The organism is Achromobacter sp. FW305-C-28 (assembly GCF_058783235.1).
The window spans coordinates 577,090-593,725 of the sequence record NZ_JBYSYL010000002.1; the positions used below are offsets into that span (position 1 = coordinate 577,090).

General features: G+C 66.8%; 11 protein-coding genes. All 11 read left to right on the forward strand.

Translation table 11 applies throughout. The annotated features are described in order from the left end of the window. The first annotated feature begins 34 nt into the window (after positions 1-34). The gene (gene recG, locus AC3WMR_RS07635; RefSeq protein ID WP_492263442.1) at positions 35-2,125 is read left to right on the forward strand and encodes an ATP-dependent DNA helicase RecG; all 2,091 of its coding nucleotides are present in this window, start codon (positions 35-37) and stop codon (positions 2,123-2,125) included. An 80-nt stretch (positions 2,126-2,205) separates the two neighbouring features. Then, the gene (locus AC3WMR_RS07640; protein WP_025140843.1) at positions 2,206-3,156 is read left to right on the forward strand and encodes a LysR substrate-binding domain-containing protein; all 951 of its coding nucleotides are present in this window, start codon (positions 2,206-2,208) and stop codon (positions 3,154-3,156) included. Between the two features lie 126 nt (positions 3,157-3,282). Beyond that, on the forward strand, positions 3,283-3,786 hold the full coding sequence (locus AC3WMR_RS07645) for a Dps family protein (RefSeq protein ID WP_025140842.1): 504 nt from the start codon (positions 3,283-3,285) through the stop codon (positions 3,784-3,786). Positions 3,787-4,440: 654 nt separating this feature from the next. Then, positions 4,441-5,700: a nucleotide sugar dehydrogenase gene (locus tag AC3WMR_RS07650; protein WP_492263443.1), complete on the forward strand. Its 1,260-nt coding sequence runs from the start codon at positions 4,441-4,443 to the stop codon at positions 5,698-5,700. A 42-nt stretch (positions 5,701-5,742) separates the two neighbouring features. After that, positions 5,743-8,223: a hypothetical protein gene (locus tag AC3WMR_RS07655; protein ID WP_492263444.1), complete on the forward strand. Its 2,481-nt coding sequence runs from the start codon at positions 5,743-5,745 to the stop codon at positions 8,221-8,223. Next, positions 8,220-10,280, forward strand: coding sequence for a glycosyltransferase (locus AC3WMR_RS07660; protein ID WP_492263445.1), 2,061 nt, complete (start codon positions 8,220-8,222; stop codon positions 10,278-10,280). The genes AC3WMR_RS07655 and AC3WMR_RS07660 overlap by 4 nt, the downstream gene beginning before the upstream one ends. 48 nt (positions 10,281-10,328) lie before the next feature. After that, positions 10,329-11,486, forward strand: coding sequence for a polysaccharide biosynthesis/export family protein (locus tag AC3WMR_RS07665; RefSeq protein WP_492263446.1), 1,158 nt, complete (start codon positions 10,329-10,331; stop codon positions 11,484-11,486). 7 nt (positions 11,487-11,493) lie between these two features. After that, the gene (locus AC3WMR_RS07670) at positions 11,494-12,834 is read left to right on the forward strand and encodes an ABC transporter permease (protein WP_492263447.1); all 1,341 of its coding nucleotides are present in this window, start codon (positions 11,494-11,496) and stop codon (positions 12,832-12,834) included. A 9-nt stretch (positions 12,835-12,843) separates the two neighbouring features. Next, positions 12,844-13,557, forward strand: a complete 714-nt coding sequence (locus AC3WMR_RS07675; RefSeq protein WP_492263448.1) for a P-loop NTPase family protein — start codon at positions 12,844-12,846, stop codon at positions 13,555-13,557. Positions 13,558-13,678: 121 nt separating this feature from the next. After that, positions 13,679-14,710, forward strand: a complete 1,032-nt coding sequence (locus AC3WMR_RS07680; protein ID WP_175193584.1) for a KpsE/RkpR family capsule polysaccharide export protein — start codon at positions 13,679-13,681, stop codon at positions 14,708-14,710. Further along, positions 14,703-16,628 (forward strand): Vi polysaccharide transport protein VexE, encoded by a 1,926-nt coding sequence (locus AC3WMR_RS07685; protein WP_492263449.1) that lies wholly within the window; start codon positions 14,703-14,705, stop codon positions 16,626-16,628. The genes AC3WMR_RS07680 and AC3WMR_RS07685 overlap by 8 nt, the downstream gene beginning before the upstream one ends. Positions 16,629-16,636 lie beyond the last annotated feature (8 nt).

Sequence of the window (16,636 nt, forward strand, 5' to 3'; positions counted from 1 at the left end):
GACCACGCGCGATTTGCCAGGGGTTTCATCCCATATGCCGGCCGCGGCCGTGGCAACCAGGCGATCCGGCGCCGAACCCAAAGGCGCCGGCAAAGCCATGACGGATACGGAGCGCAAGCTGCGTAACCTGGGGCTGGTGCTGCCCGAGGACTTCGTGCTGCACCTGCCGCTGCGCTACGAGGACGAAACCCGCATCGTGCCGATCAGCGACCTGCGGCCCGGCTTTCCCGGCCAGGTCGAAGGCGAGATCACCAAATCCGAGGTCCTGTACCGGCCTCGGCGCCAGCTCACCGCCACCTTGGTGGACGACAGCGGCGAACTCCAATTGCGCTGGCTGAATTTCTACCCCAGCCAGCAAAAGCAAGTCAGCGTGGGCAAGCGGCTGCGCGCGCGCGGCGAAGTCCGCGGCGGCCTGTTCGGGCGCCAGATGGTGCACCCGCGCATGACCAACGCCGACGCGCCCCTGCCCACGGCGCTGACCCCCGTCTATCCCACCACCGAAGGCCTGCCGCAACTGACGCTGAGGCGCGCCATCGCCCAGGCGCTGGACCGCGCCGACCTGTCCGACACGCTGCCGCCCGAGGCGTTGGCGCGTTATGACCTGCCGCCGTTCGAGCCTGCGATCCGCGCCCTGCACACGCCAGCGCAGGGCGAGTCCGAATCGGCGCTGCTCGAACGCGTGCATCCGGCCTGGCGCCGCATCAAGTTCGACGAATTGCTCGCCCAGCAGCTGTCGCTGGCGGCGGCCCGCGCCGCACGCCGCGTCAAAGAGGCCGAGGCGCTGCCCGTGCGCAACGAGGCCGGCGGCCTGGTCGACCGGCTGTACCAGACGCTGCCGTTCAAGCTGACCGGCGCGCAGCAGCGGGTGGTGGCCGAGATTTCCGCCGACCTGGCCAAGTCCTACCCCATGCACCGCCTGTTGCAGGGCGACGTCGGCAGCGGCAAGACGGTGGTGGCGGCCATTGCCGCGGCCCAGGCCATTGCCGGGGGCGCGCAGGTGGCGCTGATGGCGCCCACCGAAATCCTGGCCGAACAGCATTTCCGCAAGCTGGTGTCTTGGCTGCAGCCGCTGGGCGTGAACGTGGCCTGGTTGAGCGGCAGCCTGACCGCCAAGGCGCGCCGCGAGGCCGCGGCCGCCGCGGCCGACGGCAGCGTGCAGCTGGTGGTGGGCACCCAGGCCCTGATCCAGGACCATGTCGAATTCCATCGCCTGGGGCTGTCCATCGTCGATGAGCAGCACCGCTTTGGCGTGGGCCAGCGCCTGGCGCTGACCCGCAAGGGCGAAACCGTGCGCGGCCGCATCGTGCCGCATCAGCTCAACATGAGCGCCACGCCCATTCCGCGCACGCTGGCCATGACCTTTTTCGCCGACCTGGACGTGTCGGTCATCGATGAACTGCCGCCGGGCCGCACGCCGGTGCTGACCAAGCTGGTGTCCGAGGCGCGGCGCGAGGAAGTCATCGCGCACATCGCCCAGGCCGCGCGCGGCGGGCAGCAGGCCTATTGGGTCTGCCCGCTGGTCGAGGAAAGCGAGGCCCTTGAACTGCAGACCGCCGTGGACACCTACGAGGGCATGCGGGTCGACCTGCCTGACCTGCGCATCGGCCTGGTGCACGGCCGCCTGCCGCAGGCCGAAAAGGCGGCGGTGATGCAGGCCTTCCGCGAAGGCGAGGTCGATCTGCTGGTGGCCACCACCGTAATCGAGGTGGGGGTCGACGTGCCCAACGCCTCGCTGATGGTCATCGAACACGCCGAACGTTTCGGCCTGGCGCAGCTGCATCAGCTGCGCGGGCGGGTGGGGCGCGGCACGGCCGAATCGGTCTGCGTGCTGCTCTACCAGACGCCGCTGTCGCAGGTGGCGCGCGAACGCCTGCGCGCGATGTTCGAGACGTCCGACGGCTTTGAAATCGCGCGTCGCGACCTGGAGCAGCGCGGCCCCGGCGAATTCCTGGGCACGCGCCAGTCGGGTATGGCGCTGTTGCGCTTTGCCGACCTGGAAACCGACGCCGCCATTGCCGAAGACGCGCGCGATGCCGCGGTCTGGCTGCGCGCCGAACATCCCGCTGCTGTCGAGGCGCACCTGGCCCGCTGGATGCGGGGCAGGGAAGACTTCCTGCGCACATGACGGCCGCAGCCACCATGACCTTCCCATTTTCCAGCGCCGCCCGCCGGGCCGGCGCCCAACCCCTGGGGGCGTAGTCCACCATGACTCTGACCGAACTCAAATACATCGTTGCGGTGGCCCGCGAGCGGCATTTCGGCCGGGCGGCCGAGGCCTGTTTCGTCAGCCAGCCCACGCTGTCGGTGGCGATCCGCAAGCTCGAGGACGAACTGGGCGTGACGCTGTTCGAACGCGGCGGCGCGGAAGTGGGCGTGACGCCCATCGGACAGCGCATCGTGGCCCAGGCCCAGAAAGTGCTGGAAGAAAGCGCCAGCATCAAGGAAATCGCGCGCCAGGGGCATGATCCGCTGGCCGGGCCGTTGCGGGTGGGCGTGATCCACACCATCGGACCCTACCTGCTGCCGCGCCTGGTGCCAGTGCAGATCGGCCGCACGCCGCAGATGCCGCTGCTGCTGCAGGAAAACTTCACCGTGCGACTGGTCGAGCTGTTGCGTCAGGGCGAGATCGATTGCGCCATCATGGCGTTGCCGCTGCCGGAAGCCGGGCTGGTGATGCAGCCCCTGTACGACGAGCCCTTCGTGGTGGCCGTGCCGCAAGACCACGAACTGGCGCAACGCACCTCCATCGACGCGCAGGACCTCAAGCAGCAGACCATGCTGCTGCTGGGCAGCGGCCATTGCTTTCGCGACCAGGTCCTGGAAGTGTGCCCCGAGCTGTCGCGCTTTTCGGCGGCCAGCGACGGCATCCAGCGCACCTTCGAAGGCTCGTCCCTCGAAACCATCCGCCACATGGTGGCGGCCGGCATCGGCGTGACCGTGTTGCCCGTGACCGCCGTACCGCAGCCGCCGCCGTCGAACAGCCTGCTGCGCTATCTGCCGTTCGAAGGCCACGTGCCCGAGCGCCGCGTGGTGCTGGCCTGGCGCCGCAGCTTTCCGCGCCTGGCGGCGATCGAGGCGCTGGCGCAGGCCGTGTACGAATGCGAGCTGCCGGGCGTGCGGATGCTGTCCGACGAAACGGCGGCGGTGCAGGATTGATCCGGGCGTTGTTTGCGTTCGGTCAAGCGATCGCCAAGTCGTTGATTGGCATGCGTTTTTGCCGCGAAATCGCAGGTTTCGCGGTGTTATCCTAGTTTTGTCCACCCACCCCTCAGGGAGCTAGCAATGGCAAAGACCTCCAAGAAAACCTCCACCAGCGCACCGCGCATCAACATCGGTATCTCGGACAAGGACCGGGCCGCGGTGGCCGGCGAATTGTCCAAGCTGCTGGCCGATTCGTACACGCTGTACCTGATGACGCACAACTTCCACTGGAACGTCACGGGCCCCATGTTCAACACGCTGCACCTGATGTTCATGACGCAGTACACCGAAGAGTGGAACGCCCTGGACAGCATCGCCGAACGTATCCGCGCCCTGGGCCACTACGCGCCGGGCACCTACCGCGAATATTCCAAGCTGTCGTCCATCGCCGAGCCGGAGTCCGTGCCGGAAGCCCTGGAAATGGTGCGCCTCTTGGTCAGCGCCAACGAGTCGGTCGCTAAGACCGCCCGTTCGGCGTTCGAGAAGGCCGATGCCGCCAACGACCAGCCCACGGCCGACCTGCTCACGCAGCGCCTGGACGTGCACGAAAAGAACGCCTGGATGCTGCGCAGCCTGCTGCAGTGATCCCAGTGGCGCCCTGACCGGCGCCGACGACGAACAAAGCCCCCGGCGCCGCAAGGTGCCGGGGGCTTTTTCATGGGCGCGCCGGGACGGTTCCTCGCGCGCGCCATTCACCCTGCCGCGCCGGGGATAAACGGTCAATAGGTCTGGATTTTTCCTGATACACCCCTGGGACGATATTTTTCAGTAATTCCGACGCGATCGGTGACTTGAAGTTGCAATATGGGCTTTGCCTCCTGGGTATTCACAGATAACCCCGCGTTTCATACTCATTCCTTGCGGTTTTATTAAATCAAGATAAGAAAACGACTTTATATATTTGCTAACAAAACAAACGATCTAATCTATTTCAATTTGTACGGATAAAGCGATTGTCTGAGGGATTTCCCCCGGTTTATTGCAATATTTCCGATTTATTTCCACAGCGATGAAAACCTTTAGAAAGAAATTCGCTGTCTGACCGGCCTACCATTCGTTGGCTCGTTCCCCACACGTATAACGGGGTATCGAGATGTAATTAATTCTGAGCAACGCGTCCACCCCGGGCAGGGAATAGTCATTCGATTCCATATCGATTAATCGGTTCCTGGGGGTCGGTCTTTTTATGTACTCGACACGACGAAAACAGTGAGGTCCCCCGTGGTAAAGAGAATCGCAGTGTGCGGTCTTGGATATGTCGGCCTGCCCGTGGCCGTGGCATTTTCCAGGCGTTTTGATGTCGTCGGCTTTGATGTGGACAAGCGGCGGATCACCAGCCTGAAGCAGGGAGAGGACTGGACGGGCGAAATCGAACGCGATGCATTGCTGGCTTCCCCCATGCAGTTCACGGATCAGGTCTCCGAACTGGAAGGCTGCGACTTTTTCGTCGTTGCCGTGCCGACGCCCGTCGACGAGAAGAACAATCCCGATTTTTCCCTGCTGGTGCGCGCTTGCCGTTCGATCGGCCCGGTGCTGCGCCCTGGCTGCATCGTGGTCTTCGAGTCCACCGTGCATCCCGGCGCCACCGAGGAAATCTGCGGGCCGGAACTCGAAAAAGTCTCGGGCCTGCGCTGTGGCGTCGATTTCAAGCTGGGTTACAGCCCCGAACGCATCAATCCGGGCGACCGCGAGCATCCGCTGGAGAAGATCGTCAAGATCGTGTCCGGCCAGGATGAGGAATCGCTGGAAACCATTGCCGGCGTCTACGAGCAGATCATCGACGCGGGCGTGCATCGCGCCTCGTCGATCAAGGTGGCCGAAGCGGCCAAGGTGCTGGAAAACACCCAGCGCGACATCAACATCGCGCTGATGAACGAGATGTCGAAGATCTGCGGGCTGGTCGGCATCCGCACCTCGGAAGTGCTGGCCGCCGCCGGCACCAAGTGGAATTTCCTGAAGTTCACCCCCGGCCTGGTCGGTGGCCACTGCATCGGCGTGGACCCGTACTACCTGACGTCCAAGGCGCAGGAGCTGGGCTACCACCCCGAAGTCATCCTGTCGGGCCGCCGGATCAACGACGGCATGGCCAGCCACGTGGCCTCGCGCGTGGTGCAGACGCTGGCCCGCAATGGCCGCCTGAACGCCTCGACCCGGGTCGGCATCCTGGGCATGACGTTCAAGGAAAACGTGCCGGACATCCGCAATTCGAAGGTCGTCGACCTGTATCGCGCCCTGGGCGACTACGGCATCACGCCGGTGGCCTGCGACCCGATGGTCGATGCCGAGCAGATGCAGCATGAATACGGCATCAGCCTGGTTGATCGCGACCAGTTCCGCGACATGGACGTGCTGATCCTGGCGGTGCCGCATCGCGAAACCATGGACACCATCTGGGAAGACCTGCCGCAGCTGGTCAAGGCCGACGGCATGGTGTGCGACTTGAAATCTGTGCTGGACAGCCGCCGGCTTCAGCCCGGCCTCGTGTACTGGACGCTCTGAGTCCAGCTTTTGCGTAACCCATCAACACAGGAGAGGCCCGGAATGACCGCCTTTACCATCGCTCCGATAGGCACCTGCCGCATCCACACGCCGCTGCGCGATGCCGTGGGACGCTACCCGATCAAGCAACAACTCGGGCGCAATTACGGTTTCGTGCACACCAGCGCCGAGGCGCTGCAGCAAGCCCGCTTCATGTTCGGCCAGACCGAGATTCCCGCCGACGTGCAGCGCCTGATCTTCCGACCGTCCAATGGCGAGCAGGCCCGCCGTGGCGTGCACAAGCCGGCCGACCTGTACATGGTCGAGCTGTCCTCGCGCAAGCTGTTGACCATTGGCGCCCACCCCATCCAGTCCAACTACCTGGTGCGTTTTTTCAGCGAATTCTTCGCCGACCGCACGCGGACCCGCGCGTTCTGGTCCCAGGCCACCGAAGAACGGCTGGCCGAGCGGCGCGAATGGCTGGACCGGGACCCCGTCTTCAAGAACCTGTCGCCGGACAACCGCGAACTGCTGGCCCGCATCGTCAAGCGCGAGCAGACGGACGAAGAGATCGAACAGCAGATGCACGAGCTGGTCGACCTGCTGGGGCGCGACAAGGTCGTGTTCGTCACGCACGTCAATGCGATGACGCCGGACAACGTGCCGATCGAACAGCGCGCGCAGCTGATATCCGCGGTGACGGCCAGCGCGCAGCGCATCGGCGTGCCGTGCTATGACCCGACGCCGCTGATGAACAAGATCGGCCAGGCCGACGCCATGGAAGATGGCGGGCTGGACCTGACGCACTACACGCCGCTGTTCGCCGAGCGCCTGTACACCGAGTGGTACAAGACCTTCGTGCGTCCGCGCATGAGCGCCTCGACGCCGCAGCCGTCGGTGCCCAAGCTGAGCGCCGACGAAAGCGCCGAGCGCATCGAGAAGATCTGGGATTCGGGCGACCTGCGCGAAGCCTCGCGCCGCCTGCGCGACGTGCTGCGCCGCCACCCGGGCCTGCCCGACCACACGCTGCTGTTCGCACGCATCCAGGAAGAACTGGGCGACTACGAAGGCTCGCTGGCGCTGCTGGGTAGCGCGGACGGCACGCTGGCCACCGGCAGCAAGGCCGAGCAGATCCTGATGCGCAACCACTTCAAGATGGGTCGCCACGACGTGGCGCACTCGTTGGCCGCCGGCCTGCTGGGCGACGAAATCGAGACCCCGGAAATCGTGCGCATCGCGGCCATTTCCGCCGGCCACCTGGGTTTCGTGGACGAAGCCCTGGGCAACTGGAAGCAGCTGTTCCGCATTTCTTCGCCGCAAGACGCCACCGCCACGGAAGCGGCCGACACCGTGCTGTCGCTGCTGCAGGCCGGCAGCGACATGGACGCCACCTTGCGCTGGGTCCATGAAGTGCGCGAGGCCATTCCCGCGCACGGCCGCAGTTTCGCCACGCTGTGGCGCGACCGCCTGATCGCCGGCGACCGCGCGGGGCTGCGCGCCTTGGCGTTCGAGTCGCCCGCGCTCAAGGAAGTCGAGGCGCTGGAGCTGGTCAAGGAAGCCACGTGGCGCGGTTGCATCATGGCCGCCGCCGCGCTGGCCGTGTCGTGCAAGCTGGCCGATGCCCAGCAGGAAGATATTTCGGCATGGCTGGCCGCGCAGTCCGCGGCCTGGGCCGAAGAGGGCGCACAGGCGCTGGAAGAAGGCCGCCTGCGCGATGCCGCCGAGCGCATCTGCGCGCATCGCCTGCTCAATCCCGATGCCCTGTCCGGCGTGCGGGCGCAGCGCGCCTTCGAGCGTGCGATGCGCCTGGGCGTGCGGGCCGCGCTGGTGGCGGGCAACCACAAGGAAGTGATCGACCTGACCGACATCGCGCTCGATACCCAGGTCGACTTCCCCGAACTGCACGCCATGCGGGGCCGCGCGGCCGACGCGCTGGGCGACAAGAAGACCGCCATGCGGCACCTGGAGCAGGCGGCCGCCAACGAGTCCGCGCCGTTCAGCACGCAGCTGCACTTTGCCCGCGTGGCGTTCAACGGCGGCTGGTTCGGCGAGGCCATCGACGCCTACAAGATGGTGCTGGCCCATGCCTCGGCCGACCAGAGCGCCAAGGAAGAAGCCGAACGTCAGCTGGGCAGGCTCGGCCCCCGCGCCATCCGCGGCGCCCGGGAAATCCTGTCGGCCGGCGATCCCAAGGCCGCCTGGACCCTGCTGGAACGCGTAGCGCAGTCTTGGCCGGGCATGGCGGAAGTCGACCACGAAAAGCGCCGCATCCTGGCCGTCATGTATGCCGAAGCGCGCGGGCTGGATTCGTCCAGCACGACCGAGCGCCTGGCGTTGGGTGAACGGATCCTGCAGTTGGTGGCCGACGATCCCATCGGCCTGCGCCTGGCCGCTGTCGGCGCCATGCGCCTGCACCGCTTCGAACAGGCCCTGCCTTACTGGCGCGCCCTGCAGGAACGTTCCGACAACCCGGCCCAGTACGATCACTACATCCAGCGCTGCCTGGTGTGGATCGACAAGGCCAACCGCAGGAAGGCCGCATGAATCCGCCACTGATCTCCGAGCGCGAGAACGCCGATTCCGAATTGCAGCAGGTCCAGGCCCGGCTGGAAGAAATCGTCGCGGCATCGGGTCGGGTCCAGGTCGCGCAGGACAACCTGGCCGCCGCCCAAGCGCTGGCGCGCGGCCACATGGCCGATCCCAAGGTCCGTTTCCTGCTGCTTCGGCTGAAAGAGGCGGGGGGCCTGAACGAGGGCATGTCCGAACAGTGGGCCACGCTGCTGCGCGAATGCCCCGATGACCTGGAAATCGTGCGCTACCGCGCGACCCGCCTGGTCAAGGAACGCCACGTCGAGGACGCGCTGGCCCTGGTGGACCGGCACCTGCCCGCGTCCGCCGAAAGCCCGGCCCGGCTGTTCGCCCGCGCCAAGCTGCTGAACGACATCCGCGCGTACGAGCAGTCGGACGACCTGTTTCGCCGGCTGATCCTGCAGCACACGGACCGCAACATCCGGGTCGAGTTCGCCAAGCGCCTGCGCAAGCGGGGCCTGCTGGCAGACGCCTTTGACGTCATCTCGCCCGTGGCCAAGCACCTGGCGCCGGGCAGCAAGGCCGCGGAACTGGCCAACGGCCTGGCCAGCGACTACGCCTTCTACCAGCGCCTGGAGCCCGAGGCAGCCCTGGCCGGCAAGGACATCCGGATCGTGTCGATGAAGCACGCCATCCTGCATTTCCGCAACCGGCAGATTCCGGAATACTCGCCCGACAAGCCGGTGTCGGTGGCCCTGGTGACGGGCAGCCTGGGCCCGGGCGGCGCCGAGCGGCAGCTGACACGGCTGGCCGGCGAGCTGGCCCGCATGGCGGATGCGCCCAACCCGCGTCCCGTCGATGTGCCGATGAAGCCGGAGAAGGTCGAAGTGCTGGTCAAGCAGCACACCGAGCCGGCCGGCTCGACCAAGAAACAAGGCCTGGATTTCTTCCTGTCCGTGCTGGTCAAGGCGCAGATTCCGGTCACGGAAATCAACAAGCTGCCCGCGATCTCGGTGGCCCACCAGTCGGTGCCGGACGGCAGCCTCACCCGCCTGCTGGAGCAATTGCCCCCGCCGGTGCACTACGGCGTGACGCGGCTGGCACCGGTGTTGCGCGCCAGCACCTTCGACGTGGTGAGCCTGTGGCAGGACGGCACGTGCCTGTTCGGCGCCCTGGCGGCCCTGCTGGCCGGCGCGCCGACCATCCACCTGGTGTTCCGCGGCCTGCCGCCGAACATCCGCAAGGACCGCTTCCGCGAAGAGTATCCCGAGCTGTACCAGGCCCTGGCCCAGGTGCCCGGCGTGCATTTCGTCAGCAACAGCCGCAAGGCCGCCGAAGCCTACGCTGAATGGCTCGGCATTCCCATCGTGCGCTTTCACGTGCTGTACAACGGCGTCCCGGACCTGGCCACCGATGCCGCGACGACGGACCAGGAAAAGTGGCAGGCCTTCCAGGCCAGCACGGCCGACGCCACGGAAACCATCGGCGGTGTGTTCCGCCTGGAACCGGACAAACGGCCGCAGCTGTGGATCAAGCTGGCCGCGCTTTACCTGAAACAGCGGCCGCAGGCGCGCTTTGTCATCGTCGGCGATGGCCGGCTGCACGACAACATCGTGGCGCTGGCCGAAGAGCTGTGCGTGATGGACCGGCTGCTGCTCGTCGGCCTGTCGAACCACGTGGGCTACTGGTATTCGCAGATGGATGCCAAGGTCCTGCTGTCGCGCTACGAGGGCCTGCCCAACGTGCTGATCGAGGCGCAATTGCTGGGCGTGCCCGTCGTCTCGACGCCGGCCGGCGGGGCAGGGGAGTGCTTCGAGGAAGACCAGACGGGGCACCTGCTGGGCGATGTCGAGCATCCGGACCTGCACGAAGCCTGCGACAAGGTCGTATCCATCGTGGACCGCGTGCGCGCCGACGAAAGCCTGAAAGCGCAAAGCCGTCACCGGGCGCAAACCCTGTTCTCGCTGGAGGCCATGCTGGCCAAGTTCCTGAGCCTGTGCATGCCGGTCATGGCGGTGTCGGACAACGACGAGTGCATGGAACTGCCGCCGATGCGTCTGATGCAAGCCTGATCCCTGATCGGCCGCCCGGTTGACCCTCGTTCTGAAAAAAAGGAAGTTATGCAAATGAACGTCCCGGTCGCGGGCCCGCGCCGCTTTGCGGCGCCGGCCTTGCTGCTGATTACCATCCTGACACTGAGCGGCTGCCAATTGCCGCGTTCCGGGCCCATGCTGGCCGAGATGACCGGCGCGCATGACGCCAAGGACGTCATCGTGATGCCCGCCTCGCGCGAACTTGCGCGCGAGAGCCGGGTGCCGGACGTGTCCGATTTTCCCGTGCGCTACCGCGACCTGACCGAGGCCGGTTTCGACAGCCTGGTGCCGGGCGACGGCATCAACGTCAAGGTCTGGGAACGCGGCGGACTGGGCGTGTTCGCCGCGGACCCGTCCGGCGTGAGTGACCTGGGCAACCAGGAACTGGACCGCAACGGCAATGTGTCCTTTCCCATCCTGGGCAAGTTCCAGGCCGGCGGCAAGACGCTGGGGCAGCTGCATGACGCCATCGTGGCCCGCCTGAGCCGGCTGGTGGCCGGCGCCGACGTCAGCGTGACGCGTGCGGCCGACGCGCGCGGGCAGATGGTGACGGTGCAGGGCAACCTGACCAAGCCGGGCATGTATCCCATCACGCAAACGTCGCAGCGGCTGAGCAGCGCGCTGGCGCAGGCCGCGCCGGTGCAGACCAATCCCGAGCAGCTTGTCGTCAGCCTGCGGCGCGACAACCAGGTGGCCTCGGTGCGCCTGTCGGACATCTACCGCAACCAGAACAACGACATCCTGCTGCGTTCGGGCGACGTCATCACCGCGTACGAATCGCGCGAATTCCTGACGGTGCTGGGCGCGGCGGGCAACCAGGGCCGCGTGGCCATCAGCAAGCGCAATTACAGCGTGCTGGACGCCCTGGCCGATTCCAAGGGCCTGGACGACCAGACGGCGGACCCGCGTTCGGTGTTCCTGTTCACGCCCGCGCAAGCGGGTGCGGAGGGCAAGCCGGACCTGCTGCCGGTGGTGTACCAGTTTGACCTGACGCGTCCGGAACAGGTGGCGCTGGCCCGCGAATTCACGGTGCGGGAAGGGCAGGCTATCTATATTTCCGATGCTCCGTTCACGCAGGTGCAGAAGGTGCTGTCCGCGTTCCGCGTGACCATGAGCGCCGGCTTCAGCGCCACCCGGGCCATCGATTCGAATTCCGGCGGCTCTTCGACCGGCGTCAGCCAGTAGTGCGTCGATGAGTAACGAGGATCGGATCAAAGGATGGCGCGCGCGCAAGAAAGACAGCAGCTACGCGGTGGGTTCAGGCGTCGATGCCTGGCGCCTGGACCCCGCCAAGCTGTTCGAGGCCAAGGCTGAGCCGGCTGTCCTGCTCAAGCCCTTGCTGGCGCGCCTGCAGGGCGAGCCGCATGACTCCGTAGCCGCCCGGCGGGCGGTCTACGAGGCCGTGCAGGCCGAGCTGGACGCCGAGATCGAGCGCGGCAAAGTCGACGAGGCGCTGGCGGATTTTTCCCGGCGGCGCCTGCGCATCATCGTGCGGCTGCTGGAACAGGACATCCGCGCGGGCATCGAGGTGTTCGCGCCCGGCTACATGCCCGCCCGGCTGGTGGCCGAAGACCAGCGCCTGGCCGATGCCCAGGCGCGGCGCGAGCAGCGGCGCAAGCAGGACGAGGCGCGCGATGCGCGGCGTCATGCTTCGCGCAACGACATCGCGCTGGAAATGGAGCTGCCCCCGGGCGAGGCCGGTGACCTGGCGATCCTGCAGGACCGCCTGCGCGGACTGCATGCGGGCCATCATCCGCGCATCATCGGCCGCGGCTGGCCGGGCGGGCGCACACTGCTGGCGCTGTTCGTCTACCAGCTGAACGTGATGCACGGCGAAAGCCGGATCGCGTTGCTGTGGGCGCTGGTGGGGCCGGTGGTGCTGCTGACGTTGATTTCGTCGCTGTACATCCTGATGGGCACGCACTACATCCTGGGGATGGACGTGCAGACGTTCTCGCTGCTGGGCGCGACCACCTGGATCATGTTTCGGCAGATCATCTTTCGCAGCAGCACGGCCTATGTCTCGGCGCGCGGCCTCCTGAACTTCCAGGGGGTGTCGCCCTTGATGTGCGCGCTGGTGCAGGCGCTGCTGTATGTGTCGGTATACATGGTGGTGTTCGTCGTGCTGATCACCGCCGGCCATGCGCTGGACCTCATCACGCTGCCCAAGAGCTGGCCGGGTTTCCTGCTGTTCGTGGTGCTGATGGCATGTTGCGCGGCGGCGATGGGCCTGTTGTTCGGCGCGATCGCGACCTACTGGCACTTCTTCCTGCGGCTGGCGCCGGTGATCGAGCGCTTCCTGCAGATTTTCTCGGGCGTGTTCTTCGTGTCGGAACAGTTGCCCGAGAACCTGCGGCCCTGGATGCTGTGGCTGCCGTTCGCGCATGGCATGCAGTTGCTGCGTTCTGCCTACTTCGACGCCTATACGTCGCAGGACGCCAGCCTGGGCTACTTCCTGACCAGCCTGGTGTTCCTGATGGTGGTGGCGCTGGCAGCAGAACGGCTGGCCCGCCCGAACATCCAGCCCATGTGAGGAACGACGATGATTCATCTCAATGGCGTGACGGACGATCCCAAGGCTTTCGGCAGCCGGCAGGCGCTGCTGGCCCAGGCGCATCTGGACATTCCCGTCGGCCGCTATGCCTTGCTGTCGCCCGCGCCGGAGCTGCATCGGCAGATCATCGATCTGCTGTGCGGCCTGCGGCCGCCGCGCCAGGGCTTCGTCCACCACGACGGCAACGTGTCCTGGGCGATCGGGCGGCAGGGCTTCATCCGCGGCAAGGCCAGCGGCGTGAGCATGATCGAACTGGTCAGCCAGATGTACGAGCTCGATGCCGACGCCACGTACGAACTGGTGGCGGACCTGATCACCGATCCCAAGGTCCTCTCCCGGCCGATGGAGCATTGGCCGCTGTTTGCGCGGCAGGAGTTTTCGTTTGCGCTGGCCCTGGCGCCGGCGTTCGACGTCTACGTGATCGAAGGGGCCATTCCCTTCGAGCCCTGCCGTTTCACCCGTCTCTGGCTGGCGCTGTTCGAAGAACGGCTGATCGGCAGGACGCTCATTCTTTCCAGTTACCGCCAGAATCAGTTGGCGGACTATTGCCTCAAGGGCCTGATTTATGAACGAAGCGCACTCCGCATCGAAGACGACCTCGACCAGTGCATCCAGAAGTTCCCTCCGCGACGATCACGAAGCGACTCAGGAACAGGCGACGACGTCCTCGGCGGCTTCGATGAGGGACAGCTCGGGTTCTGAGAGCGGCTCCGAGATCGAACGCCGGCGGCGCGAGCGGCAGGCGGCGCTGGCCGAGCGCCGCCGCCGTCGTTGGGTCAACGTCTTCATCGTCATCGCCCCGGTGGCCCTGGCCCTGGCCTACGTGTTGTGGATCGCCACGCCGCGCTATGAAGCGGAATCGCGCTTCTTCGTGCAGTCCGGGTCGGGCCAGCAGGGCGGTGGCGCCATGGCGGCCAGCCTGCTTACCACGGGCAATTCGGGCGGCATGCTCGGCGGCTTCGTCGATGGCTGGGCGGTCAGTGATTTCCTGAAATCGCGCGACTGCATGCGGCAGCTGGACAAGAAGGTCGGCCTGCGCCATTACCTGTTGAACGCGGGCATGGACCCGGCCAACCATCTGTCCGAGGATTCGAGCGAGGACGATCTCTATCGCGCCTACCGCGCCTCGGTGCAGGTGTCGTTCAACGCGCTGGAGCAGATCGACGTGCTGCGCGTGCGGGCCTATTCGCCCGAAGACGCCGAAACGCTGTCCAAGGCCTTGATCGGCCTGGCGGAAGAGTTCGTCAGCACCATGAACGAGAAGGGCGTGGCCGACAAGCTGAAGGTCAGCGAGGAATCGGTCAGGCAGGCCGAACAGAAGGCGCTGGGCGCCCGCGAAGCCTTGACGTCGTGGCGGACCACGCACGGCAATATCGACCCGACGGCCACGGTGGCCATGCTGCTGAACCTGTCCAGCCAGCTGGAAGGGGAACTGAGCAGCGCCCAGATCAACCTGGACAAGATCCGTGCGCTCGACAACAAAGACCACTTCATGCTCAAGCCTGCCGAAATGCAGGTCGTGGCCTTGAAGAAGCGGCTTGCCAGCGTGCGCCAGCGCTTGAGCGGCGATGGCAACACGGAAGCCAAGCAGCTGAAATCGTACGAGGCGCTGCGCAATACGCAGGCTTTCGCGGATTCGAACCTGACGCTGGCGCAGCAGTCGTACCAGCAGGCCGTGACCGACGCCCTGCGCTTGCAGCGTTATCTGTCCATCATCGCCCAGCCGGTGTCCACCGACCGGCCCAGCAGCCCGCGCACATCGGTGCTGCTGCTGCAGGCGCTGGCGCTGGGCTTCGTGCTCATGTTCGTCCTGCGCGCGGCGATGGCCTTGCTACGAGGATTGCGCCATGGTTGATACGACGATAGAACGCCCCGCGCCGGCTGCCAAAGCCCGCACCGCCGCGGGCGAGGCCACCGGCCACCTGCGGGAGGTCATCGAGCAGGTCCTGCAGGCGGATGACGCGGCGCCGGCCCTGGCCGCGCTTGGGCCGGCGCTGGCGCGGGTCGAAGACGGCTGGCGCGACGCGCGCCGCCTGCTGGTGTCGCCGCTGGTTCGGGCCGGTCGCCTGGAACGGGCGATCGCCGTGCTGGAAACGCTGGTCCAGGCCTATCCCGCCCGCACCGACGACCGCCGCATGCTCGCCAGCCTGCTGGGCCGTACCCAGCAATGGGACCGCGCCATTGCCCAGGCGGACGCCGCCGCCGCCATCGCGCCCGACTCCGCGGCGCTGCAGGCGGTGCGGATACAGCTGCGCGTGCAGGCCGGGCAGATTCCGCAGGCCGCCGAGGTCGCGCGCCAGACCCACGCTTTGGCGCTGGCCGACCCCGGCGATGCGCATTGGTGGATGCTGGCCTATTCGCGCAACAGTGACACCGCGGCGGCTGCGGACATTGCCGCGGCCTTGCAGGCCGAGGACCTGCCGAACGCGCGCGTGGCCACGGTGGCCGTGCGCGCGCTGCTGGACGACGACCGGGCCGAGGCGGCGATTCTGCTGGGCAATGCGGCGCTGGCGGCCGGTCACGATGCCCCGGCGCTGCGCGCCTCGCTGGGCCTGGCGCACCTGCGCCGGGCCACCGAAGACGACCGCAAGACGCATGCGCTGGCTCACTTCGAGGCGGGCTTGCAGGCCGCGCCCGCCGATGTGCGGCTCTTGACGCTGTACGGCGAGACCTTGCTGCGCGCCGGCCGCTACAAGGACGCCGTGGCGCCGCTGCGCCAGGCCATCGACCTGGCGCCGGACCTGGAGCAGACCCAGGGCCTGTACGCCCGGGCGCTGCGCTACACGCTGCAATACCAGGAAGCCGCCGACCAGCTGCTGCGCCTGGTCGAGAAGTCCCCCGACAAGACGCTCTGGCAACGCGCCGCCATCGGCGCGCTGTCGCAAGCGGGCCGCAAACCGGAAGCCGAAGCCCTGTTCGAGCGCTATGTCGCGCAACGCGGCCAGAAGCTGCCGCCCACGTTCCAGCAAGCCCTGGATGAACTGGACCAGAAGCTGGATTCGGCGCCGATCCCGCAGGCCCGGCTGGATTGGGCCTGGTCGCTGCGCGGCGACGCCACGGCCGACCGCGTGCAATGGGAGCGGCGCGCACGCTGGGGCCATCTGGTGGACCACCTGCTGTTCGATTGGCTCGAATGCCGCGAAGACAGTGTCGAGCAAGCCATGCAGGTGCTGGGCGAACTGGACACCGGGGAGCGCTTCTTCGCACCGCTGTTGGCGGCCGGCCGGGGCGTGGTGGTGGCTACCGCGCACGTGGGCCCCATGTATGCCGGCCTGATGGCGCTGGAACTGCTGGGCATTCCGTCGCGCTGGCTGGCGACCGCGCCCAGCATCGCCCAGAGCAGCTATGCCGCCGCCCTGATTTCCACCGCCGACCAGACCGAAGCGCAGGTCGCCAAGGCCTGCATGCGCGCGCTGGGATCGGGCAATGTGCTGTGCCTGGCCGTGGATGGCGCCGCCAACCCCGCCGCGCCGCGCACCGACTTCGAAGGGCAGTCGGTGACCTATTCCAGCTTCGCGGCCCATCTGGCGCATCGCCAGGGCGTGCCATCGGTGTTCTACGTGCCGCGCTGGGAAGACGGCCACGTGGCCTACACGCTGGAAATGCTGCCTGCGGTCGAGCCGGGCGAAGACGCCGACACCTATGGGCGCCGGTGGCAAGCGGCATATTTCAAGCATCTCAGGGCGCATCTGGCCGGTCCGCCGGAGAGCCTGCGCCTGAGCGGCGGCATCTGGCGCCACGTACAGTCCGCGGATCGGTCCGCGCAGCGTTAAGGAGTGCA

Bases quoted from the DNA above. Each gene is read 5' to 3' on its own strand.
- AC3WMR_RS07660 (WP_492263445.1), top strand. From the start codon at position 8,220: ATGAATCCGCCACTGATCTCCGAGCGCGAGAACGCCGATTCCGAATTG.
- AC3WMR_RS07685 (WP_492263449.1), top strand. From the start codon at position 14,703: ATGGTTGATACGACGATAGAACGCCCCGCGCCGGCTGCCAAAGCCCGC.
- AC3WMR_RS07640 (WP_025140843.1), top strand. From the start codon at position 2,206: ATGACTCTGACCGAACTCAAATACATCGTTGCGGTGGCCCGCGAGCGG.
- AC3WMR_RS07655 (WP_492263444.1), top strand. From the start codon at position 5,743: ATGACCGCCTTTACCATCGCTCCGATAGGCACCTGCCGCATCCACACG.
- AC3WMR_RS07665 (WP_492263446.1), top strand. From the start codon at position 10,329: ATGCAAATGAACGTCCCGGTCGCGGGCCCGCGCCGCTTTGCGGCGCCG.
- AC3WMR_RS07645 (WP_025140842.1), top strand. From the start codon at position 3,283: ATGGCAAAGACCTCCAAGAAAACCTCCACCAGCGCACCGCGCATCAAC.
- AC3WMR_RS07670 (WP_492263447.1), top strand. From the start codon at position 11,494: ATGAGTAACGAGGATCGGATCAAAGGATGGCGCGCGCGCAAGAAAGAC.
- recG (WP_492263442.1), top strand. From the start codon at position 35: ATGCCGGCCGCGGCCGTGGCAACCAGGCGATCCGGCGCCGAACCCAAA.
- AC3WMR_RS07675 (WP_492263448.1), top strand. From the start codon at position 12,844: ATGATTCATCTCAATGGCGTGACGGACGATCCCAAGGCTTTCGGCAGC.